We start from the raw sequence: 23,350 nt of genomic DNA on the forward strand, positions 1-23,350 counted from the left end.
TCGACCGGAGCCGCGCCCCGACCCGCCTCAGCGCTGCGCACCCCCGAGCTCTGCTGCACCGGCTTCCGCCGGCACCAGCTTCGCCAGCGCCCGGGCGATATCCGCCTGCCGGAACGGCTTGGCCAGACGAGGGAGCCCCACGGTGTCACCCGCCGGTCCGCTGTAGCCCGTGATCAACAGCACCGGCAACTGCGGTTGCCAGCCGTGCAGGCGGCGCGCCATTTCGGCACCATCCATGCGCGGCATCTTGTAGTCGGTCACCACCACATCCACCTGCAGGCCGTTCTGGATCTTGTCCAGCGCCTCGGCGCCGCCGCCCGCTTCCACCACCCGATGGCCCAGCTCGCGCAGGATCATGGCGATGCCGTCGCGCACGAGTTGCTCGTCGTCGACCAGCAGGATGTCCAGCGCCCGGGTGGCGGGCCGTGGTCGATCCAACTGCACGTCACTGCGCGAAGCCGTTGCCGTGGCGGCGGACGCCGCAGGCAGCCACAACTCGACGCGCGTGCCCTCGCCCGGCGTGCTGGTGATCGCGAAGTGGCCGCCGAGCTGGGCGGCCAGGCCGTGCACCATGGACAGGCCCAGCCCGGTGCCGCGGCCGGTTTCCTTGGTCGAGAAGAACGGCTCCACCGCCCGCGCCAGCGTTTCGCGATCCATGCCGGTGCCGGTATCGATCACGCTCACCCGCACGTAGTCGCGGACGGCAAGCCTGGCCATGTCGGCGGCGGGGGCCACCACGTCGGCGACGATGGTCAGCACGCCACCGGCGGGCATCGCGTCGCGCGCGTTGACGCACAGGTTCAGCAGCGCCAGCTCCAGCTGGTTGGGATCGGCCAGCGCCTTCGGCAGGCCGGGCGCGCTGTCGATGCGCAGCTCGATGGCGACGCCGATCGAACTCCTGATCAGGTCACGCATGCCGGCCAGCAGCGCCACCATGTCCACCGCCTGGGTCTGCAGGCTCTGGCGCCGGGCGAAGCCCAGCAGCCGCTGCACCAGCGTCTTGGCGCGCTCGGCCGATTGCAGGGCGCCGTCGATCAGGCGAGCGGCGCGGGCGTCGGCATCGCCGTACCGTCGTTGCAGCAGGTCCAGCGCGCCGGTGATCGGCATCAGCAGGTTGTTGAAGTCGTGGGCCACGCCGCCGGTGAGCTGGCCGATCGTCTCCAGCTTCTGGGCCTCGTGCAGCTTGGCCAGCGCGTCCTGGCGGGCCGCGGTTTCCTCGCGCACGCGCTGCTCCAGCGTACTCGTAAGATCGCGCAGCGACTGCTCGGTGGCGCGCTGTTCGGTCACGTCGATGTTTACGCCGACCCATTCGACGATGCTGCCGTCGCGATGAAAAGTGGGGATGGCGCGCGTGCTGAATATCCGCCACTGGCCGTTCGCCACGCGCAGGCGATACTCGAACTGGAACACGCGCCGCTCCTCCACCGCGGCCCGCCACGCCGCGAGCGTGGGCTCGACGTCGCGCGGGTCCAGCACGCGGGTCCAGCCCGGTCCCTGGTACTCCTCCTGGCGCTGACCGGTCAGCGCCGCCCAGGCCGGTTGCTCGCCCTGCATTTGGCCGCGCGCGTTGCTGGTCCACAGCACGCCCTGCACGGCCTCCACCGCCGCCCGGAACCGCTGCTCGCTGTCGTACAGGGCATCCAGCCGGGCACGGGCGTCGTATTGCCGGCGGCGTCCGCGCAAGGCGGACTGGGCCAGGCTGACCAGCGTGGTGGGATGGAACGGACGCTCCAGGAAGGTCACGTTGCCCAGCACGGTCAGCAACCGGTTGGCGGCGGGGTTGCGTTCGATGCCGCCGCGGCTGGTCAGCAGGATGAACGGAAAATCGGACCACTGTGGCTGCGCCGCGAGCCAGTTCGCCATCGCATGCAGGTCGGCCTGCAACAGATGTTCCTCGGTCACGATCGCCAGGCCGGCGCCGGCCTCCATCCCGCGCACGAGTTCATCCAGCGATGGACACACGTGCGAACCCAGCCGCGCTTCGGCAAGGATCGCCGCCGCCACGTGCGCGTCGCGCCCCCGGGGCGCGAGGATCAGGCCGCGTTCGGAGAAGGCAGGAATCACGTCCGATCCGGGAACAATCGGCTTTCCGCATCGACCCCGGAAATCGTCGGCACGCCGCGCAACACGCCCTGGAACTGGGTCAACGGCTCGCCCAACTGGAAGCCGCGGGTACCGATGCGGTATTCGCGAATGGTGTCCTCGTGGGCGCTAGCGCGTTTCTTCACCACCGAAATCGCCCGGCGCACCCTTCCGGCCGCCTCGAAGTAGCGCAGCAGCACCACGGTGTCGGCCAGGTACGTCACGTCCACGGGGGCCTTCATGTCGCCCACCAGACCGTGCTGGGCGACCGTAAGGAACGTCGTCACGGCACGCCGGTTGAGGAACTGCAGCAACTCGTGGATGTGCAGCACCAGCGCCTGCTCTTCGGGCATGGCGGCCTGGTAGCCGTTGAGGCTGTCGACCACCACGGTGCGCACGCCCCCCACCTCCACGTGCTGGCGCACTTGCGCGGAGAACTCGCCGGGTGTCATCTGCGCCGCGTCCACCTGTTCGATGATCAGCTGGCCCTCATCGACCATGCGGCGCAGGTCCATGCCGACACCCAGCGCCCGCTGGTACAGCAGCCCCAACTCCTCGTCGAACACGAACAACCCCGCCCGCTCGCCGCGCTCGACCGCGCCGGCGATGAAGGTCAGCGTCAGCAGCGACTTGCCGGTGCCGGCCGGGCCCAGCACCAGCACACTGGAGCCGCGTTCGATGCCACCACCCAGCAAGGCATCGAGTTCGGGCGATGCGCTGGCCAGCTTGTCCCGCGCATAGATGTCGCTGTCGCGGTGGCCGGCGACCAGACGCGGGAACACCGTCACGCCGCCCTTGCGGATCACGAAGTCGTGGTAACCGCCCCGAAATTGCCGGGCGCGATATTTCAGCACGCGAAGACGACGGCGCTCGGCACCGTAGTCGGGCGACAGCTCCTCCAGCCGGATCACCCCGTGGGCGATGCTGTGCACGGTCCGATCGGTCAGTTCGCTGCTGAGATCGTCGAGCATCAACACGGTCGCGTCGTTGCGGGCGAAGTAGTGCTTCAGCGTCAGGATCTGGCGCCGGTAGCGCAACGAACTCTGTGCCAGCAGGCGGATCTCCGACAGGCTGTCGAGCACCATGCGGTCCGGCACCACGCGCTCGTAGGCTTCGAAAATCCGCCCGGTCGTCTCGCCCAGTTCCAGGTCGGACGAATACAGCAGGCTCTGCTGCTGCGCTTCGTCCAGCAGGTTTTCCGGCGGCACCAACTCGAAAATCTCCACGCCGTCCAGCGACCAGCCGTGCGACGCCGCGGTGGCGCGCAACTCGGCCTCGGTCTCGGACATCGTCACGTACAGCACGCGCTCTCCGGCGTCGCGACCCGCCAGCAGGAACTGCAGGCCGATCGTGGTCTTGCCCGTGCCCGGGCTGCCTTCCAGCAGGAACAGCCGGCCCTTAGCAAAGCCGCCTTCCAGCACATCGTCGAGCCCGGCGATCCCCAGCAGGGCGTGGTCAGTCAGATGTTCGTCCAAGCTCTACTTCCTCCGGCATGAATACGCGGGCCATCTCTAGCACAGCGCGCATCGCAACGACGCGAACGCGGGCCATGCCCTCGCCCGGCAAGCGCGCCCCACAGTCGAGGTTCATCCCGGCCCTGCCGGCGTGAAGCCCATTTCACATCGGGGTCGTTCTGGCAGCCGGTCGGTCTGCCCCAGGCCGCACCGTCACTCCGCAAGCGGTCGAAGCAGGTCGCGACTGGGGTCAGGGCAATCTCGACGAAGCGGGAGTCCGGGGATGTTCCCGGTCGCCCCTGCCACTGCTCGCGGACTAATCTTCGCGTCGCCCTGCGCCCTCGCGATCACGCTCGTAGTGGTGCGCCAGCGGAAACGGCGGCAACCAGCTTTCGCGCCGGATGAGCCAGTTTTCGTAGGTCGGCATCAGCTGGTCCGGCGCATCCAGCGAGCCCAGGTGTACTTCGATCTCGTCGCCGGAGCAGGCGAACACCGACGATCCGCAACGTGGGCAGAAGTGCCGCCTGGCATAATCGTGCGTCTCGCCTTCGATCGTCACCGCTTCCCTGGGAAAGATCGCCGCCGCGAAGAACAATGCGCCGTGATGCTTGCGGCAGTCGAGACAATGGCAGATGCCCACCCGGTGGGGTTCGCCCGATGCCTGCAGGCGGACATCGCCGCAAAGACAGCCGCCGGTGAATGTCGTCATGGTCGGTCTCCTTCGTGATGGGTGTCGGGGCAATCGTAGCGAGCGGCTACAAGCCAGTGCCACCGGTCAGTCCGAGACTACCCGGCACTTGCGCCATGCGCTCGGGGCACCGTCCAGGTGATCCCCACACGGCAAAACGGGCGCCCCAGGGCGCCCGTTTCGTTGTCGCGTGATGCCTTACGCCGCCTTGGGGAAATCCAGCGTGGTGTCGTTGATGCGGTTGACCATGTTGGTGAACAGGATCGTACTCACCACCAGCGGGATCTCGACCAGCTGGCGATCGTCGAACCCGGCCGCCTTCAGCGCATCGACGGCGACGACGTCCAGCGTGCCACGCTGCTGCACCAGTTGCAGTGCGAACTTCACCAGCGCATCGATGCGCGCGTCTTCGGCATAGGCACCGGTGCGCAGTTCGCGGGTCTGCTCCGCCGTATAGCCGGCCATCTTGCCGGTCATGGTGTGGGCGGCCACGCAATAGTCACAGCCGGTGGCTTCGCTTACCGCAAGGTTGATCGCTTCCTGCTCGCGCCGGGACAGCGAGCTCTTCGCGAGCGTGGCGCCGGTGTCGAGCACGTGGGCCAGCACGGCCGGCGCATTGCTGCCGATGGTGGCGTAGAGATTCGGCACCTTGCCGATGGTGCGCTTGACGATGCCGAACAGCTCGGCGGCTTCCTGGCCGGCCTGGTCCGGGGCGACTGTATGCAAACGGGTCATGGGGTAACTCCTGTGGAAGAAAGAGGCGGCGTTGCCTTGGGCATCTGCCGGTGGAGACAATGATGGGCGTCGCGTCCGTGTCATCGTGTTGCGCGCGTCTCGATCCTGGTTTCATTCGTCTTGAGGTACCGATGGACAGTTTGAGCACCCTGGTGAGCTCGATGGGCCTGCACGGACGGGTGGACCTGCTGTGCCGTTTCGCCGGCGCATGGTCGGTGCCGCACCCGGAGACGCCACAGGGCCAGGTGCCCTACCACGTGGTGCTGGCCGGCGAAGCCGTGCTGGAAGTGGGCCGCCAGCGACGGCCGTTCGTGGCTGGCGACCTGGTGCTGTTTCCGCGCGGTTCCGCCCACACCATGCGCCACGCGGACGGCGCCACCCTGGCGTTTGCCGAAGTACGCCGCCCGCTGGGCCGCCTCGTCGAACTGGCCAGCGACGCGCCGCACAGCGAGTTCGACATGCTCTGCGGCACCTTCGAGCTGGGTCGCCACCACGCCCTGCTGCTGCGGGTGCTGCCCGAGGTGGTGCATCTGCACACCAGGGGCCGCGACGACTACGCCGGCCTGCACGCATTGCTGCACACCATGCGTCACGAGAGCCTGCAGGCCTCGCCCGGCGGCGACGCGGTGATCGCGCACCTGTCCGCCGCGCTGTTCACCCTGGTGGTGCGCACGCTGATGGATCAGGGCGACCTGCAACAAGGCCTGCTCGCCCTGCTGATGGATGCCCGCGTGGGTCCCGCGCTGGCCGCCGTGATCGCCGCCCCCGCCGAGCCGTGGACACTGGAACGGCTGGCCGAGGTCAGCCGCATGTCACGGGCCAGCTTCGCGCGACACTTCACCCAACTGTCGCCGGCCACGCCGATGGACGTGGTCACCGCCTTGCGCATGGACCTCGCCGCGCGCCTGCTGCGCGAAACCCCGCGCTCCATCGAGCAGATCGGCGAAGCCTGCGGCTACATCTCGCGCGCCGCCTTCGGTCAGGCCTTCAAGCGCGTGCACGGCACCAGCCCCGCCGCATTCCGTCGCCAGGCCGAGTAACCGCAGAAGGAAGCCAGGGACGATTCAAAAGCCGCCACCGCGCGCGACGATCATCGGTCACGTGATCGCAGCGCCTGCAGGGTCTTCAGCAACTTCAGATCCGACAGCCGCCAGACCGGCATCACCTGGCTGACCTGGCGGCCCTCATGTCCACGCTGCAGCTGACGATGCGCGAGCCGACGGTCTTCCCGCCGGCACAAGCCGTCGTTCGAAGTCATCTACATCGGCGGCATCGTGGCAGGCGTTCCGTCCGACCAGGTGGCGACGCCGACCAGCATGACCGACAGCGGCGGCAGTTTGGCGGCCTCGGCCTGATGGTCCGGCGCGTAGAACCAGTAGTTGCCGCCGAAGACGGGGGAGCCGGAGGCGTTGGCGCCCCAGTCGGCGCCATCCCTGGCGGGAATGTAGAACATCACGTGCGCCATGTCGTGGCCACCGTCGTCGGAAAGATAGGACGACTTCGACATCATGTAGCACATGGCGCCCGCTCCCAGCGGCGGGATCTTGCCGGTGCGAAGATCTGTCTGGATGCGGTCGGCGACCTCGGCATCGGAGCGACCGGCAAGTGTCATCGCCGTGCGAAGCCTGGCGATCGGCGTCACGCTGCGCGCAGCTTGCGGGTTGTCACAACCAGCAGCGCGGATCTTCGGATTCCATCGCTCGGGCCAGTCCGTGGCGCCACTGAAACCCCGGGCGACCCAGCAGACGAATCCGTTGGTACCGGTGACGGCGGTTTCATACCCCTTGGGAGTCAGGACCAGGACCGTTGCGCTCCCGGAAATGGAAGCGGGCGCAGCACTCCTGGCCAGCGCGATCTCCTGCTCGCGATCCATCAGGTAGGCCTTGACGGGAGCCATCCGCGGATAGGACTCGGCCGCCTGCGCCACGGCGCCGATCAGGGCGAGACCGACCAGGGCGGCGCAAGCCATTCCCCTGGCGGCAAGCCTGCCGATGACGCCGGTCTTCGACGGCCTCCGGACGATCCGGAGAAAACCGCCCTCATTGCTGCCAGACATCCCCGCGATCGTCGTGATGAACATGGTGTTGTCCTCTGGTGGGCGCCGGCTGCGCGGCTCGATTCAAGACTGCTGCGCGGCCTTCCCTTCCAGCCGCTCACGGGAACGACGAAGGGGATCAACCGAAATCGACATCGAGCCGAAAATTGTCGCCATCCCCGCGGGTTCTCGATTGCACTCGCGAAAGAGTGACGAGGGGAACAAGCAATTGTCTCCGTTTGGTCGCCGCCTACGCTCCCTGCTCAGCAAAAACAAAGGGCCCAGAGTGCACCTTCTTGAGGCGAGGATTCGACTTTGCCTTCCGGCATCCGCGCCCCGGACCTACATGACGTTCGCCACGTCCCGCCGGCATCAGCCCAGGTACACCTCCACGTAGTGTCCAGCCACCACGCTCTCGGCGAATGCGCAGCGGATCACCGCGGCGTCCAGTATCTCGTGACCTTGATCCACACGCCGGCATAGGTCCTGGTGCCGAACTGCAGGCGGAACTTGCCGTGCGTGACAACCTGGTTGCCGTTGGTCACGGGCCCTTCCCGGTCGATACGCTTGGCCTTGGCGCCGAGGGTATAGAGGTAATCCTTGGTCTTCCTGGCCTCGGTATCGGAGACCGTGTCGAGATCCCACTTGGCGATCAGGCTTTCCACCTCCGCCGCATCCTTGCCCACGGCATCCATCGGGTGGCTGCTCGCGATCGTTCGCGTCTGCGAGGCCGCTGCCGTCAACAAACCGGCTGCCGTCTGCTGGACGACAGGCAGATTGATCAGCCACGTCCCGATGGATGTAGTTCACACCACCGCTGCGGTAATCGCCGCGAAGGTGTCGTAGATCGCGGCGTCCGGATGGTTAGCCGGCGCGGCGGGTTCCAGCGCGGATATCGCGGCGCCATCCTGGCCGAAGATGGCGAAGATCAGGCCGCCGGTGGGGTCGCCATGAGATTCGACGACCAGGCCGCTGTCGGTGTCGGCGCGCGACGACGCAGCGCACACGCCCGCATGACCGGTCTTGCGACTCTGGTCGAACACCGCGTCGGCGAAGCCACGCGCGGCACTGTAATCCTGGGACCTGCTGGCCGCGGAGACGAGCATATCGATCGGTGCCCAGTCGACGATGCCGTAGCGAGTCTTCGCCTCGCCGCTGGAACGCAGCCGCTGGAACAGTGGTTCCAGCGCGGACAACCGCAGGTCGGCGAACAACAACGGCTGCTTCAGGCGAAACAGATGGAAGCGCTGCTTTCCGGGTGCCAGCCCGCCGGCCTTCTGCTGCTGCATGAAATCGCGGGTCTTGTCAGGTGCTCCGGGCATCCACAAGGCCGGCGCCGGCGCGCCACCCAACCTGGAAGCCGCAGGCGCCTGCAACGCGTAGTGCGCGGTCTCGCGCAGCACGCCGGCTACCGTGCCCACGTACAGTGCACCCTGCCCATGACGCCCATCCAGTCGCGGCCCACTGAAGCGATTGTTGCCGTTGCTGGAGCTGCCCGGCGGGATACTGCCCGCCTGCGTTATCGTCAGCGTGCCGTTGACCACGCGCAGCACCAGCTGACCGGGGGCCAGCTTCATTGTCGGAAGCCAGCCACGTTGCAACGCGTCCGTGGCGATGTCGTAGAAGCGGTCGTAGGATTCCGGATTCTGGATCTTGCCGCTGACGATCAACTGGCGACGCGGCTGGTGGTGGCTCTGGTAAGTCGGCACGGTATTCTCCGAAGTGACGTGACGAACAAGGACAATGCGCGCGACCCAAGCCTGGACGGCCAGGTCGCGCGAGCATGGGTTGAAGCCGATTCCCTCCCTTCCTTTTCTCCCACTGGGTCTTCCACAGGCTGTACGCCACCTTCGCGTCTTGCTGCCCCCTGCTGCTCCAGTTCCTGTACCTACGCAGCCGCAGCAACGATGTTGTCCGACAGATTATTGAACTGTGCCACGGACATTCGAGGCTTCATCATGTTGAAGGCATTCAGCGGGCGAAGAGGATCCAGATAGACAATCTTGCCGGACGCCGAGACCCCGATGACCAGCACGAAATGGCCGGCATTTCGCATGGGAATGATTCGTACAGCTCCGATGTGCCCGGAAACGACCAGGGGACCGTACGCTCGCAGGGCATTTTCCCACCCAAGAGCACTGGCGGGTTTAGCCAGGTTTACAAGGCCATAAGCCGCCGCATGATCGTCCGGATCGAATGCAATCTTGAACCATTCATCGATGTGAGCTTGTACCGCCTGATCGTGGGCGGTCCGCGCCGCGCCATAAGTCGCGCGCCACGTTGTTCCATCGAATGCCGGAGCAACAGTGACCACAGCCCCATACTTCGTGCCATGCCTGTTCCTCATGAGTGCTTCCAGGCAGTAAAGCCCGCAATTCAGATTCAAACCCTGGAAGTGCATGTCCAACACGCCATTTACCCGATAGGTCATGTCTGACTCCTTGGTTGGCAAGAACAGTGGCAGAGTCCATTTTTCCGCAATCCGCAGGACGGGGGCGGGTCAGCTTACTCAATGGCCAGAGGTGAATTTGGCCCTGTTGCGAACTCCGCTTTGCGCGTTCGGCGGAAAGAACATGAAGTCGATGTTTCGCTGAAACACGCTCTCGAACCCCTTGTATGGCAGGGCATGCGTACGCCATACAGCGTCCACGACCGCTTGTCGCCCCTTGGCGTCAAAAGGACAGCCTGCGTCGGCACTCGCACTTATCACGGTACCGCCGGGCAACTGCACTATGTGAACCCTGCATGCAGCATTCGGCAATCCGTCAGGCGCCACCCAGTTATCCCTCACCACCGCCTGAATAGCCATTGCATACCGTCTCGTCAGAGCATCCATTCCTGCGGTGTGCGAACTGTGCCCGGCCGCTGCGGCCTGATCCATCTTCTTGAACAGCGCATCCAGCCGGGCCTGCTGGCATTCCTTCTCGGTCATCTGCGGAGCGCATTTCGCCGTGCGCTCCGAAACACCGACTTGCTGACACGCTGCAGTCAGCGAAAGGCCGCTCAGGGCAAGCCAAATCAGTGCAAGCAATCGCCGTTTTTTCATATCCCCCCCCCGGACCAGCCAGGATCGTCATGGTGAAAGCGAAACCGTAGACAAGGATGCAGGTTCACCACCGACGGATGGAAGTGCACTCGATCTCCGATACCGCCCGAGAACCCATGGTCAAAGCCAATGGCTGTACTTGTTTCCATCCTTGCCACCCTCGATTGAGGCGCTTGCAAGTCGACCTGCCCCGTTATTCCCGCTCGCGCGCTACTGCGTCGGGGGCGACGTTGCACTCGTCGGGCTGCCCGTGTGGCGATGCTTTTTCTGCGTGTAGAGCCTGGCGTCGGCCGCTTCCAGCAGGGATGCTGCCAGGTCGCCATCCTCCGGCGCGGTGGCGACGCCGATGGTGACCTCCGGGTACGCCGCTTCGCGCGCCGCTCCCTCGCGCACGAGCTGGCTGATGCGCGCGGCGATTTCCAGCGCAACGGCATGGCTCGTGTTCGGCAGGACCGCGATGAATTCATCGCCGCCGTGCCGTCCCAGATGATCGTGCTCGCGCAACAGCCCGCGCATGGTGGTGGCCACCCAGGTCAGCGCGCGATCGCCCGTGCTATGCCCGTAGTGATCGTTGATGAACTTGAAGCGATCAAGGTCCATCGCCAGCACGCTCAGCGGTTGCTGTCGTAGCCGATGCAGGTCGAGCTCGGCGTCCAGCCGCGAAAGAATGCCGCGACGATTGAGCACGCCGGTAAGAGGGTCCTTGATCACCTCGGTCTGCAGGTGACCCTGGGTGGCCTCCCAATTGGCCGTCATCCGGTTGAAGCACTCGGCCAGCACGGCCAGTTCGTCGCGGCCGTCGACGTCCACGCGCACACCGGATTGGCCCTCCTCGATATGCCGGGCGGCCTGGGTCAAGGCCTGCAGGGGCCGCAGCAGAGAGCGCAGGAAGATCACGATCAGCACTCCGGCCGCCGCCAGGGTGATCAGCCAGCTCCACATCAGCCAGTGCAACTGACGGGTGCGCTGGGCCGCGGCATGCTCGTAGCGCGCCTTGAGCAAGCCGGACAGGCTGGCCCGGGCATTCGACACGTCCTGTATGGCGCGCTCCAGCTCGGTGCGCGTGCTCGCGCTGGCCGTCGCCCCGCTCACGTGCTGGGCGTGCACGTGTTCGACCAGGCGGCGAATCGATGGACGTGCCTGCACCCAGGCCTTCTGCGCATCGTCGATGACCTGCTTCGGCACGTCCTTGCCGTCCGTGCCCAGCTGGATGCTCGAAAAGCTGTTGTCCACGCTCTGGGTCAGTCCGGCGAAGTCGGGCACCGAGTCGTGCGACTCGGCCAGCAACTCATCCACCAGCGCCTGCTGCAGGTAGTGCTCCAGCGTGGTCAACGGGAGCAGCCCGTGTACCGACTCCTCGACCGAATCGCGGAAGGCCATCTCCTGTTCGTTCAACACCATCATGCTGACGGCACTGAGCACGGCAAGTGGCAGCAACAGCAGCACGATGATGGCCATCATCCGCTGGCGCACCGACAGCCTGCGCAGCAGCGCCTCGGGGCTTCGTCCCATCGGGATACACCTCCTTCGTTGCTTGACCTGCAGGCTGCGCGCCGGGCCTGAGCTGCGATGCAGGGGCCATCGTACAGCAGGCGAACGAAAGGCCGGCAAGAAGGAAACCCGCTTCATCCATCGGAGTAGAGCCCAATGAACCTGGCCTCCACTTCCGGGTTTGATCAGTCAGCTCCCCTTTGATTCCGCATCCCCTTAGATCAGATCGGGCCGCGGATACCTCACCAGCTTATCGTCACGCCTTCCCTTGCACCGTGTCCCGTGCGCTTGTCCAGTTCGACGTTTGCCGCTTCGGCCCTGCGCATGATCATCCTCCCTTGCGCCTGCAGGGATGCATCGAGGTCACCGCAGGAAACGTCGCGTTGATGCTCTCGCATCAGCGCAACCAGCTCGCGGGCCGCGTCGCGGGCTATCTGCGCGTGCTCTCCCTCGTGGTGGCGCAATGCCCGATCGAGCGCACGCCACTTGGCCGTCATGGCGGCAGACGTACCGGCAGGCGGCGTCCATGCCGGCAAGGTGGTCGTAATGGTCAGCACCACCTTCGGATCGACCAGATTGCAGCGTCCTTCGACGGGCTGCGTGTCGAAACTCCACTTCAGCTGCGGCGAGGTGTAGCCCCAGTAACGGCCATCCTTATTCTGGTAACCCCTCGCGTTCATCTGCGCAACCAGTTCGGATTCGCTTCGACCCTCGATCACGTAGTAACGGACATCCTCCTGGATGACCGGGGCCGGGATGATTGGCGGTGGCAGTGGCGGTGTGACGAACATGGGCGTGCTTCCACGGTATCGGGGTTCCGTGCTCCAAGCACATAACGTTCCAGACGCCTGCGGCCGCGCCCCACGGTCGCGCCGGCACTGTCCGCGGACAGAAACACCGTCCGCGCGGACAGGGGTCCGAGGTCAGCGGGGACCGGGCCGACCGTTCACCAGCAGCCCTGGACGAAAAGCGTCGGGAACAATCCGAATGGCTCGCTGGCCGATCAGGAGTTGTCCCGAACACCGTTTCCGTCGGCGCCCATGCGTGATCCGTACGGGGCCGTCGTCATGGCATGACGGATCAGCCCATCGGCGAAGTGACCCTGGCGATGCGCTGTCCTTCCATGTTCACTGCGACATGCCCCGTCCGGGCGCCTGCGACAGGATTCGCTCCAAACGAAAAGGTCAGGTGCTCTTCCGGCAAGTCAAACGATGGCGACCCTTTTTTGCGGGCTGGCTTCCCGCACCGCAGCGGCGGCCTTGCGGATGACGTCGATGACGACGGCCGGCTGGGAAAGCATCGGCACGTGGCTGCTTGCCACCTCGGTGACAGTTGCTCCCATGCGCCCGGAAACCCAGCGCTGCAGATCGGGATGCACGGTGTGGTCCTGCGTCGCCAGAACGTACCAGCTCGGCTTCGACCTCCACGCAATGTCGTCGGCGCCGAGCTTCTGTTGATGGAACAGGTCGAAGACAGGCGGATAGTGGGTCGCCCACACGAGCTTCTGGTCTTCGTCCGAGAGGTCTCCGGCGAAGAACTCGGTGCCGTTCGGCAGCATCCAGGCGCGACCGTCCGCAACCTCGACACGGGAAAAAATGTCCGACGGAAACTTGTCCAGTTGATCCTGCACGGTCTCGCCGGCGTCCGGAGCGACCGCGGCGATATAGACCAAGCCGACCACCCGCTCATCGACGCCCGCGGCCGTGATGGTGGCTCCGCCATAGGAATGACCGACGAGCAGGACCGGGCTGCCGACGCGGTTGAGCGTCCGCTTCACTGTCGCCACATCTTCCTCGAACGAATCCAGGCCATATTGCACGGAGATCACCTGGTGCCCATCAGCCTGCAAGGCCGGGATCACCTTGCTGAAACACGAGCCGTCCGCCCAGATACCGTGACAGAAAACGATGGTGGGTTGCTTCGACATGCTGCACCTCCGAAAGATGGCCGTCGTGAAACGTGTGGCTTTCACGCCCACCGGCGGCAGCGTTTGAACTCAGGGCCGAGCCGTAGCATCCACGCTTGAAAGACGGCCGTATTTGCCGATCTTGCGCAATCGAAGGCCGTTCTTGCTCAGACGGTGCAATCAGGAGTGCGTCTTGGGTGAATTGCGCCGCAGCGCCCGGAACTGGCACGGGGTCAGCCCGGTGTGCTTCCGGAAGGTGCGATTGAAGTTTCCCTGCGACCCGAACCCCGCCTCCAGTGCAATCTCGACCAACGGCAGGCGACCTTCGGCGAGCCTGGCTTTCGCGTCCTGGATGCGGCGCTGCGTGATGTATCGGTGCGGCGAGAGGCCCGTGGCCTCCTGGAAAAGCCGAGAAAAGTGAAACGGGCTGAGACAGGCTTCGGCGGCCAGCTCGCTCAAGCTGATCGCCTCCGCGAAGCGGGACTCCACGAGGTCGATCACCTTCTTCAGCTTGTGACCCGGAAGACCCGGCAGGAGGGGCACGGGGCGCGAACAGATGTTCGAGTACCTGGCTATGAGATGCGCCGCGAGCATGCAACTCGCGCCTTCGGCAAACAGCAGGTCCGTCGACTCGGGCGGCCGGGAACCCATGTCGCGAAAGGCGGCGGCAACCTCGTACAGAAGCGTGTCCGACATTCCGGCCGACCGCACCAGTTCCACTCGCGCCGGATCGATATCGTAATCACCCAGCGCGCTGGAGTCGGTCACCGAGGGCGCGAGAAAAATGAGGAGGGACTCGACGGGCGAAGTGATCTCGACCTCCGTCTCTTCCAGGCCGATGGGCTGGAGGGTCGCTATCCCCGGACGCACCGCCACCGGCCGGAACGTGCCGTCCCTCCAGCGGGCAAGTGCGCTACCGCCAAGAGCCACACTGACCGTGGTGCAGGTGCAGGTGACGGGGCGAAGGAAACCGGGGTTCAGAAGCCGGTGCTCGATCCGCATGGTCGGCCACTCCAGGGGAGCATGAAGCTGCGTGCTTCCCTCGTACCTGTGGATGTGAACCGGAAAGGCCATGCTCGCGATGCCTTCGGATGGATCGGCGACATCCGGGCATGTTAGGACTTTCCCCGATCCCGCTCAAAGGAAACGGAAGGCATCCGCGCCAACGGATTGAGAGGCGCCGTCACACCGACACAACTTCAGACCACTAAGATGCCCCGGGTCATCCGGACGCAAGGACACATGCACATGATGAAGCTGGCAACCGCGGCCTTTCTTGTGGCCTTGCTGACAGGCGCCGCCCATGCGCAGACCAATGCCGGCGAGCAGAAAGCCGACCCCGAACTTCCCTTCACCATCACCAGGGTGGCGAGCTTCGACCTGCCATGGCGCATCGCCTTCCTGCCCGATGGCCGCATGCTGGTGACCGAAAAGGTCGGCCGCGTCCAGCTGGTCACCCCGCAGGGCGCCAAGACCGAACTCGAAGGCGTCCCGCCCAGCTGGTTCCAGGGCCAGAACGGCATGCTGGGCGTGTTCCTCTCGCCCCATTACGCCAAAGACCACAACGTCTATCTCACTTATGTCGCACCGGGCGACTACGGCGGCGGCCTCGCACTGGGCCGCGGCCGGCTCGTGCTGGACGGCAAGCAGCCCCGGCTGGACGACTTCCAGGTGTTGTGGCGCCAGATGCCCACCGGCAAGGGCGGCCAGGCCGGCGCGGCGGTGGCGTTCTCACCGGATGGCAAGTACCTCTTCCTCACCGTGGGCGACCGCCAGCGCTTCATGCCCGCGCAGGACCCCGATCAGCCGGTGGGCAAGATCCTGCGGCTGACGCTGGACGGCAAGCCCGCGCCGGGCAATCCGTGGGCGGGCAAGGTCGGTGCGCGCACCATTGCACTGATCGATCCGGCAACCGACACCGAGAAAGCCAGGAGCGCGCCGGTGGTCAGCACCTATACGTTCCCCGGGCCCAACCTGACGCCCGCCGAAACCTGGAGCGTCGGCCACCGCACGCCTTACGGCCTCGCCTTCGGCCCCGATGGTCGACTGTGGGAACTCGAGCATGGCCCACGCGGCGGCGACGAACTGAATCTGATCAAGCGCGGCAAGAACTACGGCTGGCCGCTGGTCTCCTACGGCATCAACTACAACGGCGTGCCGATCCCCGCCCCCGACACGCGGCCCGACCTGGTCAAGCCGGTGATCTATTGGGTGCCGGTGATCGCGCCGGGCAACCTCATGTTCTACAAGGGCCGCCTGTTTCCGCACTGGCAAGGCAGCGCCTTGCTCAGCGGGCTGGTCAGCGAAGGCATCATTCGCGTCACGTTCGACGGCAAGGGTGGCGCCACCGCCGCCCAGCGCTGGACGATCGGCAAACGCATCCGCGATATCGAAGAGGCGCCGGACGGCTCGCTCTGGATGCTGGAAGACGCCAGCCCCGGCGGCCTGTACCACCTCACGCCGAAATGATTCGCCGAATCAGCCGAGCCCGTTTTCCGTAACCGGCGCAGCGCGGTGTTGCCGAGCGCGGTGAGCCCCGGCGCAGCCAAGCGCCGCGGCGCCAGCCGCATCCCGTTGCTCACCGTGCCGGCAACTGCGCATCGAGGAAGGCATAGATATCGGCGAACTGCGCGGCCTCGGCACCCAGCGAGGTCTGCATGCCGTGGCCGCCATTGGCATCGGTGCGGATCCACACCGGCCGTCCGCTGGTGTCGGCGCTGCGCAGGCGCGCGGCGAACTTGCCGGTCTGCCAGGTGGACACGCGGTTGTCGTTGAGGCCCACGGCCAGCAGCACCGCCGGGTAGGCCGTGTGCGGCGTGATCTGCTGGTAAGGGTCCATCGCCAGCATCCAGGGGAAGTCCGAGGCCTTGCGCGGGTCGCCCATCTCGCCGATCTGGTTGGCGCCGTTGCGCGCATGCAGCAGGCGGATCGGGTTGAGCTCGCCCACCAGGCATACGGCCGCGCCGAACTTGTCCGGGTCACGCACCAGCGCACCGCCGACCACCAGGCCGCCCGCGCTGCCGGAGAGCAGCGCGGTGCGTTGCGGACGGCTGTAGCCCAGCTCGCTCAGGCGTTGCACGGCGGCGACGAAGTCTTCCACGCCCTTGTGCTTGTTCGGCCCCTTGCCGGCCTGGTGCCAGGCCTCGCCCTTTTCGCCGCCGCCGCGTATGTGCACGTAAGCAAAGACGTTGCCCCGCTTGACCCATGCCAGCCGGACGGGTTTGAACGAAGGCAGCACGGAGATGCCGTAGCTGCCGTAGGCGAACACGATGGCCCGATGCGAACCGTCCAGCGTGGCGTCCTTGCGATGCAGGATGGTGAGCGGCACGTGGGTGCCATCCGCACTGACCAGCTCGGTCTCGGTGGCCTCGACCATGCTGTAGTCGACGGGGCTGCCTTCGTCCTGGCCCAGGCCGTGCAGGGTGGCGGCCGCGGGGTCGTAGCGCCAGGACTTCGGCGGCGTGGTCCAGCCGCGCAGTTCCAGCAGGAAACCGTCCTGGCCAGGGTCGGCGCGGAACAGCGAGGCCACGCCGGGCAACGGCATCGGCACGGCGTCCACCTTGCCGCTGCGGTAGTCGACGCGGCGGATCTCGTCGATGCCGTTCCGCGAGACCTTCACGTACAGCGCGTCACGGGCCGGTGCGACCTGCTGGACGTCGTACAGGCTGGTGCCGGCCACCATGTCGTCGCCCTGCAGCGGCAGGACGGAACGAGCCTGCCCGATCGACGCGCCCGGGCGTGACAAGTCCAGCGCCAGCACGTTTCCAAGGGAGCGCGCATGAGTGGAGACGAGGTACAGCGTATCGCCGCGGATGGCCGCGGACTGCACATGGTCGTCCAGGTCGGCGATGCAGTGCCAGGCCGCGCCAGGCTTCACCGCCTCGGCTTGCGGCGCCACGCAGTAGCGCTGGTCGGCCTGCGCGCCCAGCGACTCGCCCAGCGCCCAGCGCGAACCGGCGGGAAATTCGATCACCGGGAAGCTGCGCGAGGGCATCGCGAACGACGGATTGGCGCCTTCGCCCTGGCCGGCGCGCAGCAGGATCGGGTCCTGCGACGAGGGCGTACCCAGCCGGTGCAGGCGTGCGCGCATGTCCTGCACCGGGTCGCCACCGGTACGCTGCGCAGGCGGCGCCATCTGGGTGTACTCGAAGCCGCTGCCGTCGGGCAGCCACTCGGCACCGAACTCGCCCCACACCGGCTCCACCGCATCGCCGGTGGGCTTGCCGGTCTTCACGTCCAGCACTTCGAGGCGGGTGACCTCGCTGCCGCCGTGGTCGACGTTCACCGCCACCTTGCTGCCATCGGGCGATGGCGTGTACAGCGTGATCGAGGCGTGGCCGCCGTCGCCCTGGAGGGTCGCCGGTTCCAGCAGCACGCGCTCGGTGCCATCCGCGTCACGCACCATCAGCGTGCCGCTGCCCTTCGCGTCCTGGCGGATGAAGAACAGCCTGCCGCCGGCACGGCGTTGGCGGCGATGCATGACGGTGGCGCCATCGGTGCTGGCCAGCGCCTGCTGCCAGTTCTTCAGGGTAGGCAAGGCGTCCAGCTTGCCCCGCGTGTACTCGCCCTGGGCGACCAGCCAGCGCTGGAACTCGGCGTTGTCATCGCCCTCCATCCAGCGGTAGGGATCGTGCACGGTGTGGCCAAACAGGTGCTCGACCACGTCGGCCGTACGCGCCGGTGGCGGAGCGCCAGCTTGAGCGGCGAAGGCAGACAGGGTGACCGGTGCGAGCAGGCAGGCGGCAGTCGACAAGGCCAGCGAAGCGGGCCAGCGGAGCAGTCGGGGCATGAGGATGTCCTCGTCCAAAGGAATCACGCAGCACGCATCCTCGCGCAACGGGAAGCCCCGGGGTACCCGCCATCCGTCATGCCGTGCGTGGGGTGTGAACGCCGTCGCAAGCACGCGCTCCTGTGGCACGGGAAACCCGGGCAAAACCGGCTTTCTGCAATTCGTCCCGAAGAAAGCGTTCCGCCCCCGAGGTTTGGATTGCCTCCCTGCTGGTCTATGCTTGCACCCGGCGTCGCAAGCCGCCTCCGGGTCCGCGGGAAGGGTTCAACCCACTTGTCGATGGCGTGCCACCATCAACCTTTGTGCAGCCGGGATTGCGGACCTTCGGCATTCATTGCATGGAGGTTGTCATGAAGAACCTGCCCGCCCGTCCGCACCTGGACCATCTGAAGAAACAGGCCAAGCAGCTGCTGGAGGATGTCCGCCACGGCGCACCCGATGCGCTCGAACGCGTCCGCCTTGCCCTGCCCGCCGCCGCCCGGCTCGATCACCCCGCCATCGCCGCGATGGAGCTGCGCCTGCACGACGCGCAGTCCTGCATCGCGCGCGAATACGGTTTCGGCTCGTGGTCGCAGTTGAAGGACTACGTCGCGCTGCAGGCCGCTTCGGTCGACGCGGCCACGCGAAAGCGCCAGTGGATGCATTGGGCCTTCGGCCACGGCTACCAGACGGCCAGGCCGGCCTTGGCCGAGCGCCTGCTGCGCGAACATCCGCAGCTGCTGGCCGGCGAGCCCGTACTGGCCTGCGCCATCGGCGACGTCGCCACGGTACGGGCCGCCCTCGCCGCCGACCCCGCCTGGGCCACGACGGCCCGCGCCGACAACGGCATGCCGCCGCTGGCCTGCGCCACCTTCTCCGGAATGATCGCGCTGCCCGCGTACGCGTCAGGCATTCGCGCCTGCGTGGATCTGCTGCTCGCCGCAGGTGCGAATCCGGATGCGCGATGGACCGATCCGCAGCTGCCGCAAGATCCGCTCAGCGTCCTGTACGGCGCCGCCGGTCGCAACCACGACGCCGCGCTGACGCAGCGACTGCTGCGGGCCGGCGCCGATCCCAACGACAACGAATCGCTCTACCACGCCACCGAGACCGCCGACAGCACGATCGTCCGCCTGCTGCTCGACGCCGGCGCCCGCGTGACCGGCTGCAATGCGCTGTTCCGCGCGCTCGACCACGAGCATCCCGACACGCTGCGCCTGCTGCTCGCCCACGGTGGCGACCCGAACGAACCTGGCCCCGGCGGCAACCCCCTGCTGCACGCCATCCGCCGCCGTCGCTCGCCGGCGACCATCGGCCTGCTGCTCGACGCCGGCGCCGATCCCTCGGCCAGCAACGGACACGGAGTCTCCGCCTATCGCCTCGCCTGCTGCCTCGGCCTCACCGAAGTGGCTGGGCAACTGGCGCAGGCCGGCGCCGTGCCCGACGACCAACCGCATGATGCCTTCCTCGGCGCCTGCGCGCGAGGCGATCGTGCCACCGTGCAGGCGATGCTGGCCGACGAGCCGGGCCTCATCGGCAAACTGCCGCCCGTCGCATTGCGTCTGCTGCCGGAAATGGCGTCCGCCAACGGCGAGGAAGCCGTGCGCGTGATGGTCGAGGCGGGCTGGCCGATCACGGCGCGCGGCGGCGACATCGACGGCAGCGCGCTCAACTGGGCGGTGTTCCGCGGCAACGCCTCGCTTGCCCGCTTCCTGCTCGCCCACGGTGCGCGCTACGACGAGCGCCACGGCTTCAACGACAACGTCTACGGCACGCTCAGCTTCGCCTCCCAGGCCGAAACCACGCCTGGCGGCGACTGGCTGGCCTGCGCGAACGCCCTGATCGACGCCGGCTCGCCACTGCCCGAAGAGCGCTACGCATTTCCGGAAGAGATCGCCGCGTACTTCGACGATTTGCGCTCAGGCACGCACTGAGAGGTCGCGAGTTTTTCGAGCTCGAAACCCGACCTGAGCGAAGGCATGGCGAGAGCATGGTGACGGCATGGCGAGGGCATGGATGCCCGAGTTGAGGCAACGCAGGAGCAGTTGCCCGATGCCCGGGTGAAGGCATCAACTGGACTTGCCTGGCCACACCCCCCTTGATTCGCCTGGCCTTTCACCTGGCTTCTCTCGCCGGCGTCAGCCAGCGCCTTCGGGCTCGACATTCCACGACCGCGCCATGAAACGTCCCTGCCCGCCCGACAGCACATGCATCGCCAGCTGCAGATTCCGAGCCTGGGCCTCGACCGACTTGAGCTGCGCGAAGTAGCGCAGGATCTCCTTCCGGCGGCTGGGCGCCAGCGCGTCCCAGGTCTTTGCGGCTGCAGGCTGCGCGGCCAGCGCCTCGGCAAACCATGCCGGCACGGGATGTGCGGGACCGGCCTGATAGCTCTCGTCAAAAGCCACGTCCACCTCGACGAGATCGCCCACGACAGTTGCCGAGGCCTCACGCACCTGGCCATGCAGATACAGATAAAAGTCGCCGTCACCCATGGGCATCATGTTGATGCGCCACGGCGTTTCCGGCTGGCCATTCACCTGCACCCGAACCGGCAGCGGCTTGCGCCAGCCCGCCTTCAAACGGCTCGCCTGCGCTGCACTGACCCGCACGTACGGATTGATCCCGTTGATCTCGATTGTCGCCTGAAATTTCAAGCTGCTCATGCTGCCGCACCACCGGGTTGAAGTTCCACGTCGTTCAAGCAGGCCCCTCCCTCCAGGAAAAATACGTGCAACGAGCAAGCGCCATTCCGGTCAGGTTGAGGTGCCCACGCTTCCTGCACTCGTGCCGGTCACGAGTGCCTCCGAACAGCTCAGCGAGGTCGCCGCCGACCGCCTCATGTCCGCGCCGCGCACGCGCTGCAGGTGTGACTGCCCCCAGATCCGGGCGTTCTCCACCAGCGGCAGGACCGTGCGGCCGTAATCGCTCAGGCGATACTGCACCGGCGCGGGTACGGGCGCCGTCGCCAGGCGTTCGACCAGTCCGTCGGCTTCCAGCTCCCGCAGTTGCTCGGTCAACACCTTGTGCGAGATCGGCGTGACCCGGCGCAGCAGTGCGGAAAAGTGATGGGTCTCGCGGGCGAGCCAATACAGGATGGTGAGCTTCCATTTGCCGCCGACCGCCACGAAGGCCGCGTGCAGCGGACACTCGGCAAGCGGATGGGACTTCGCCAACAGATACGCACCTTGACGTGCCGTCTTGTCGCTGGACATGGGTGCCTCTAGCGTCAGCCAACCGATAGTGCTGGAGGATGCCATGCCAAGCCATGCTCGTGTGTTCCTGTTCTGGGTAGTCAGCACGGGGCTGTCCGGTCTGCCGTTCGCCCATGTTTCCGCACAGCCGGCGCAGGTTGCCACACACGCGGTAGCGCCCGCGCGCGATGGCCAGCACGATTTCGATTTCGAGATTGGCACCTGGAAGACAAAGCTGAAGCGGCTCGTGCATCCGTTGTCGGGGTCGGACGAATGGGCGCATTACGAAGGCATCACCATCGTGCGCAAGGTCTGGGATGGACGCGCCAACCTGGTCGAGTTGACGGCCGACGGTCTGGCCGGCCATTTCGAAGGCCTGAACCTGCGCCTCTACAACCCGCAGTCGCGGCAATGGAGCCTCAACTTCGCCAGCAGCCGAGGCGGGACGCTGGGACAACCGACGATCGGCCAATTCATCGATGGTCGCGGCGAGTTCTACGACCAGGAAGAATTCGACGGACGCGCCGTCTTCGTGCAGTTCGTGATCACCCGGCCCGACGCCAACACCATCCACTTCGAGCAGGCGTTCTCGGACGACGGCGGCAAGACCTGGGAGGTCAACTGGGTGGCGACGGACACGCGGGTGAGTAGCCCACGGTCCATGTAGTGGTCCACGGAAAGACGGCGTCGTGGCGCGCGAACGAGAGTGGGGGCGCCGGAACGATGCCAGAGGGGACAACAGGTGACTGCCGGCGTGAGGGAAGTTGCGACATAGAGGTTGGCTGACGTAAGGGCGGATGAGGCCGACATCCAACCGCAAGCGATGCGAGAGCGATCAGGAAACCGAGTAGCGCGGCTCAGAGAAAGTCGCCCTCAACCTTTGGAAAATCAATTTAATTAGCCACGTCCCCTTTCCCGCCGTTATGAACCTAACCCCTTATTTCCCAGTTGGAAACCACAGGATAATGAATCTGGCCCCTTATCTCGTCACGAAATGGTGTTCATGGTCGATGTCAGCACATGCCAACCTTCTGCATCGTGACGAAGCACAGCCGTATGCGAGGACGCGCACAACGGGCCGCAATAGAATCCGTACATCACTTCGTAGTTGCCGTCCTGCCTGCGCATGGGAAGCCCCACGCCCATCTGCATCCATGGCTTTTCCCGCGCATCTCTCCGCGATGCTGTCAGTGCGCTTGCCGGAAAAAGTTCCACGCCCGTATCGGCAAGCTGACGAATGGAATCCTCGGACAGGTCAATGCTCCGGCTGCCATCTGGCCAGCTGAGCGATACGTAAAGCGGCATCGAGTTGGCTCGCAGGTAACCGTCTTTCGCCTGGACCTGGTAGCGAACCAGCGCAATCATCACTCCCTGCAGATCGGGAGCGGGACGCCGCACCGCATCCTCTTGCGCCACCCGTTCGTCACGTGCCTGTTTGAGTTTAGCGGCGGCGCTTCCCCGCGCGACGCACTGTCCCGAAACGGGATCCTGTGCGCATACCTCCCCCGTCGACTCGTCGAGGGTGATCTCCAACGTAGGCGTCACCGAGCCCTGGCCCCGGTCGAGCCGAAATTGCCACACGCCGCTCGCGGGATCGAAATTCACCGCACCGACCGCACCATCTCCCAGCTTCGGACGAAGCACGCCGAGCGAGACCTGTACGACCGACATGCCATCCAGCAAAGGTTTTGCCGGCGTATCAGCGTGGGCGTACTCCGTGGGGCCGAACTGCAGCAAGAGCAAACAAACCCAGACAAGGCATCGGATAATTTTTCGCATCAGTTCACTGCTCCGGGTTTCAGGTCGAAAAAAGGGGACGTGGCTGATTAAGTCAGGCGGTCGACCCGCCATGCCAGATGACGAGCAAATTTCAATTGGCCACGTCCCCTTCTATCTCCCAGCGCGTGCGCCGATCACTTCCTTGAATATTCGGATGCCCGCAAGTGAACCGGAT

Annotated in this window: 21 protein-coding genes; 4 read left to right on the plus strand and 17 right to left on the minus strand. The window is 66.0% G+C overall.

Annotated features, from left to right (window positions below; all coding sequences use genetic code 11):
- Positions 1-27 precede the first annotated feature (27 nt).
- From I6J77_RS09785 to I6J77_RS09800, 4 genes are all read right to left on the minus strand, one after another.
- Positions 28-2,064, minus strand: a complete 2,037-nt coding sequence (locus tag I6J77_RS09785) for a PAS domain-containing sensor histidine kinase (RefSeq protein WP_204108828.1) — start codon at positions 2,062-2,064, stop codon at positions 28-30.
- A complete protein-coding gene (locus tag I6J77_RS09790) occupies positions 2,061-3,557 on the minus strand; it encodes an ATPase domain-containing protein (RefSeq protein WP_204108829.1) in 1,497 nt (498 codons plus the stop codon). Before I6J77_RS09790 ends, I6J77_RS09785 begins: the two co-directional genes overlap by 4 nt.
- A gap of 295 nt (positions 3,558-3,852) precedes the next feature.
- On the minus strand, positions 3,853-4,245 hold the full coding sequence (locus I6J77_RS09795) for a GFA family protein (protein WP_204108830.1): 393 nt from the start codon (positions 4,243-4,245) through the stop codon (positions 3,853-3,855).
- A gap of 177 nt (positions 4,246-4,422) precedes the next feature.
- On the minus strand, positions 4,423-4,959 hold the full coding sequence (locus I6J77_RS09800; protein WP_204108831.1) for a carboxymuconolactone decarboxylase family protein: 537 nt from the start codon (positions 4,957-4,959) through the stop codon (positions 4,423-4,425).
- Positions 4,960-5,090: 131 nt separating this feature from the next.
- On the opposite strand from I6J77_RS09800, the gene I6J77_RS09805 reads away from it, so the two are divergent.
- Positions 5,091-5,999 (plus strand): AraC family transcriptional regulator, encoded by a 909-nt coding sequence (locus I6J77_RS09805; protein ID WP_204108832.1) that lies wholly within the window; start codon positions 5,091-5,093, stop codon positions 5,997-5,999.
- A gap of 218 nt (positions 6,000-6,217) precedes the next feature.
- Here I6J77_RS09805 and I6J77_RS09810 read toward each other — a convergent pair whose 3' ends face one another.
- The 9 genes from I6J77_RS09810 to I6J77_RS09850 form a co-directional block, all read right to left on the minus strand.
- Entirely contained in the window at positions 6,218-7,039 is an 822-nt protein-coding gene (locus I6J77_RS09810) for a hypothetical protein (protein ID WP_204108833.1), read from the minus strand.
- A gap of 389 nt (positions 7,040-7,428) precedes the next feature.
- Positions 7,429-7,689 (minus strand): hypothetical protein, encoded by a 261-nt coding sequence (locus I6J77_RS09815; RefSeq protein WP_204108834.1) that lies wholly within the window; start codon positions 7,687-7,689, stop codon positions 7,429-7,431.
- A 111-nt stretch (positions 7,690-7,800) separates the two neighbouring features.
- The gene (locus I6J77_RS09820; RefSeq protein ID WP_204108835.1) at positions 7,801-8,703 is read right to left on the minus strand and encodes a hypothetical protein; all 903 of its coding nucleotides are present in this window, start codon (positions 8,701-8,703) and stop codon (positions 7,801-7,803) included.
- Between the two features lie 179 nt (positions 8,704-8,882).
- Complete coding sequence (locus tag I6J77_RS09825; protein ID WP_204108836.1) at positions 8,883-9,425, minus strand: papain-like cysteine protease family protein; 543 nt, start codon at positions 9,423-9,425, stop codon at positions 8,883-8,885.
- Positions 9,426-9,503: 78 nt separating this feature from the next.
- Entirely contained in the window at positions 9,504-10,040 is a 537-nt protein-coding gene (locus I6J77_RS09830) for a cell envelope integrity TolA C-terminal domain-containing protein (protein ID WP_204108837.1), read from the minus strand.
- Positions 10,041-10,250: 210 nt separating this feature from the next.
- Entirely contained in the window at positions 10,251-11,552 is a 1,302-nt protein-coding gene (locus I6J77_RS09835; RefSeq protein ID WP_204108838.1) for a diguanylate cyclase, read from the minus strand.
- A 221-nt stretch (positions 11,553-11,773) separates the two neighbouring features.
- Complete coding sequence (locus tag I6J77_RS09840; RefSeq protein ID WP_204108839.1) at positions 11,774-12,322, minus strand: DUF922 domain-containing protein; 549 nt, start codon at positions 12,320-12,322, stop codon at positions 11,774-11,776.
- 413 nt (positions 12,323-12,735) lie between these two features.
- Positions 12,736-13,458, minus strand: a complete 723-nt coding sequence (locus I6J77_RS09845) for an alpha/beta fold hydrolase (RefSeq protein WP_204108840.1) — start codon at positions 13,456-13,458, stop codon at positions 12,736-12,738.
- Between the two features lie 159 nt (positions 13,459-13,617).
- Positions 13,618-14,439, minus strand: a complete 822-nt coding sequence (locus tag I6J77_RS09850) for a helix-turn-helix domain-containing protein (RefSeq protein ID WP_204108841.1) — start codon at positions 14,437-14,439, stop codon at positions 13,618-13,620.
- A 246-nt stretch (positions 14,440-14,685) separates the two neighbouring features.
- Here I6J77_RS09850 and I6J77_RS09855 point away from each other — a divergent pair, with 246 nt between their 5' ends.
- On the plus strand, positions 14,686-15,906 hold the full coding sequence (locus tag I6J77_RS09855) for a PQQ-dependent sugar dehydrogenase (protein WP_204108842.1): 1,221 nt from the start codon (positions 14,686-14,688) through the stop codon (positions 15,904-15,906).
- 109 nt (positions 15,907-16,015) lie between these two features.
- On the opposite strand, the gene I6J77_RS09860 is transcribed toward I6J77_RS09855, so the two are convergent.
- A complete protein-coding gene (locus tag I6J77_RS09860; RefSeq protein WP_204108843.1) occupies positions 16,016-18,226 on the minus strand; it encodes a prolyl oligopeptidase family serine peptidase in 2,211 nt (736 codons plus the stop codon).
- A 350-nt stretch (positions 18,227-18,576) separates the two neighbouring features.
- Between I6J77_RS09860 and I6J77_RS09865 the strand changes: the two genes are divergently transcribed.
- On the plus strand, positions 18,577-20,139 hold the full coding sequence (locus I6J77_RS09865) for an ankyrin repeat domain-containing protein (RefSeq protein WP_204108844.1): 1,563 nt from the start codon (positions 18,577-18,579) through the stop codon (positions 20,137-20,139).
- 204 nt (positions 20,140-20,343) lie between these two features.
- Here I6J77_RS09865 and I6J77_RS09870 read toward each other — a convergent pair whose 3' ends face one another.
- Both I6J77_RS09870 and I6J77_RS09875 read right to left on the minus strand, forming a co-directional pair.
- Positions 20,344-20,868, minus strand: coding sequence for a YdeI/OmpD-associated family protein (locus tag I6J77_RS09870; protein ID WP_204108845.1), 525 nt, complete (start codon positions 20,866-20,868; stop codon positions 20,344-20,346).
- A 90-nt stretch (positions 20,869-20,958) separates the two neighbouring features.
- Positions 20,959-21,417, minus strand: coding sequence for a helix-turn-helix domain-containing protein (locus tag I6J77_RS09875; RefSeq protein ID WP_204108846.1), 459 nt, complete (start codon positions 21,415-21,417; stop codon positions 20,959-20,961).
- A gap of 61 nt (positions 21,418-21,478) precedes the next feature.
- On the opposite strand from I6J77_RS09875, the gene I6J77_RS09880 reads away from it, so the two are divergent.
- On the plus strand, positions 21,479-22,063 hold the full coding sequence (locus tag I6J77_RS09880; RefSeq protein ID WP_239308906.1) for a hypothetical protein: 585 nt from the start codon (positions 21,479-21,481) through the stop codon (positions 22,061-22,063).
- Positions 22,064-22,383: 320 nt separating this feature from the next.
- Here the strand turns inward: I6J77_RS09880 and I6J77_RS09885 are convergent, their stop codons facing one another.
- Positions 22,384-23,175, minus strand: coding sequence for a hypothetical protein (locus I6J77_RS09885; protein ID WP_204108847.1), 792 nt, complete (start codon positions 23,173-23,175; stop codon positions 22,384-22,386).
- Positions 23,176-23,350 lie beyond the last annotated feature (175 nt).

Origin of the sequence: Rhodanobacter sp. FDAARGOS 1247, assembly GCF_016889805.1 — a bacterium.
GTDB lineage: Bacteria > Pseudomonadota > Gammaproteobacteria > Xanthomonadales > Rhodanobacteraceae > Rhodanobacter.